Below are 2,146 nucleotides of genomic sequence, written 5' to 3' on the forward strand. Positions count from 1 at the left end.
GGGTCACGTCAGGATTCCCAAACCGCCTGATGTCTGATTCAAAGCTGCCTTTTGGGGGTAGCGGTGTTTCGAGGTGATCTGTCGGACGAGGAATGGGCGATCATCGGTGGCTTGCTGCCGCCTGAGCGCGGTCGTTGGGCGCGTCCTGCCGGTGACAATCGGCGTTTTCTCAATGGCATGCTCAACGTGCTGAGGACCGGTTGCCCATGGCGAGACATGCATGAGCGCTACGGCAAGTGGAACTCGGTCTATGTGCGGTTCCGCCGCTGGGCCGAGCAGGGCGTGTGGGATGCGCTCTTGCAGACGCTGGTCGATATCGGACTGACTGACGACTGGCAGCACATGATCGACAGCACTATCGTTCGCGGCCATGCGCAGGCAGCGGGCTCTAAAGGGGGACTTGTAAGGAAGCTTTTGGTCGATCACGCGGCGGCTTTACGTGCAAAGTCCACGCTCGCTGTGACAATCAGGGACGCCCTCTTGGCTTTGTCCTCACCGGCGGAGAAACGTCAGATTACAAAGCCGTAGATGATCTGATGGCGATGCCCGTTCCAAAGCCCAAGGCGCTCCTGGCGGATAAGGGCTATGACGGTGACACCTTCCGCGAAAGCTTGCTGCTCCACGGGATCTTACCGATCATCCCGCCAAAATCGAACCGCAAGAACCCGCCGTCCTGCGACTTCAAACGATACAAGGATCGCAACCGCGTCGAGAGAATGTTCGGCTTCCTCAAACACCAACGCCGCATCGCCACCCGATACGACAAAACTGCATTGTCCTTCGCAAGCTTCCTCAACATCGCCGCTGCAAGACTATGGCTGAAATCTTTTGTCAACAGAACCTAGAAAATATATCGGAAGGAATCGAGTTGGTTCATAGAATCGCAATAATTGGCACCGGTATTGCCGGTCTCTGCATGGCAAAGACCCTGCTTGAACTACGATATAAGGTTACCATTTTCGAAAGTGAGCCAGACCTCGGCGGTGTATAGTCATCTTCTCGACGCTAAGAGGTGGCTCGACAAAACTGCACAGCGGGATAAGTGGATTTTCTGTCTAACGTCGGCCAGAGCGGCCGCATGACAGGAGCATATATGAGCAAACGACCGCGCCGGAACCACAGTTCGGCATTCAAGGCGAAGGTGGCATTGGCTGCCGTGAAGGGTGAGAAGACGCTGGCCGAGTTGGCGCAGCAGTTTGACGTTCATCCGAACCAGATCACGACGTGGCGAACGCAGTTACTGGACGGGGCTGCTGGTGTTTTCGGTTCGGCAAGCGCTGCCGCAGCGGCGGAACCGGTGATTGATGTGAAGACACTGCACGCCAAGATTGGAGAGTTGACGCTGGTGAACGATTTTTGGCCGGGGCGCTCGGGAAGGCGGGACTGTTGCCGAGCGCAAAACGATGATCGATCGTTCGCACACGCTTCCGTTGACACGGCAGGCACAGGAGCTCGGGATCAGCCGGGGCAGCGTCTATTATCTGCCTAAGCCGGTGTCCGCCGCCGACCTAGCGATCATGCGGCAGATCGACGAGCTGCACCTGGAGTTTCCGTTTGCAGGCAGCCGAATGCTTCGTGATCTGCTTCGGCAAGAGGGCATCAAGATTGGCCGGCTGCACGTCGCCACCTTGATGAAGAAGATGGCGATCGAAGCCATCTACCGCCGCCCGAACACTTCGAAGCCGGCTCCAGGGCATAAGATCTACCCCTATTTGCTGCGAGGGCTGGCGATTGTGCGGCCCAATCAGGTCTGGGCAACCGATATCAGCTATATCCCGATGGCAAAGGGTTTCGTCTATTTGGTGGCTATCGTCGACTGGTTCAGTCGCAAGGTTCTCTCATGGCGACTATCGATCACGATGGGGGCTGATTTTTGCGTCGAGGCCCTGGAAGAAGCACTGGCCCGCTATGGCAACCCTGAGATATTCAATACCGACCAGGGCAGTCAGTTCACCAGCATGGCTTTCACCAGCGTGCTGCTGCGCGAAAAATCGCCATCAGCATGGACGGCAGGGGTGCATGGCGCGACAACGTCATTGTAGAACGGCTCTGGCGTTCAGTGAAGTATGAGGAGGTTTACCTGCACGCCTATGGCCGGGTCAGCGAAGCCCGGTCGTCGATCTGAACCGCCCCGGTATTGCCGGAG

2 protein-coding genes and 2 pseudogenes are annotated in these 2,146 nt (G+C 57.2%); all 4 read left to right on the top strand.

Annotated elements, in window-relative coordinates; all coding sequences use genetic code 11:
* The first annotated feature begins 63 nt into the window (after nt 1-63).
* A complete protein-coding gene (locus C8024_RS21020; RefSeq protein ID WP_367947178.1) occupies nt 64-528 on the top strand; it encodes an IS5 family transposase in 465 nt (154 codons plus the stop codon).
* Nucleotides 465-845: pseudogene (locus C8024_RS21025) on the top strand (IS5 family transposase); the annotation flags it as partial. The gene C8024_RS21020 and the pseudogene C8024_RS21025, both read left to right, overlap by 64 nt.
* Nucleotides 815-991: an FAD/NAD(P)-binding protein gene (locus C8024_RS23005; RefSeq protein ID WP_173203415.1), complete on the top strand. Its 177-nt coding sequence runs from the start codon at nt 815-817 to the stop codon at nt 989-991. The pseudogene C8024_RS21025 and the gene C8024_RS23005, both read left to right, overlap by 31 nt.
* A gap of 102 nt (nt 992-1,093) precedes the next feature.
* Nucleotides 1,094-2,122 (top strand): annotated as a pseudogene (locus tag C8024_RS05775) (IS3 family transposase); the annotation flags it as partial.
* Between the last annotated feature and the right edge of the window lie 24 nt (nt 2,123-2,146).

It is taken from the genome of Sphingopyxis sp. BSNA05 (genome assembly GCF_013265645.1).
Classification (GTDB): Bacteria; Pseudomonadota; Alphaproteobacteria; order Sphingomonadales; family Sphingomonadaceae; genus Parasphingorhabdus.

Excerpts from the sequence above, each read along its gene's own strand:
- C8024_RS23005 (WP_173203415.1), top strand. The coding sequence starts at position 815 with ATGGCTGAAATCTTTTGTCAACAGAACCTAGAAAATATATCGGAAGGA.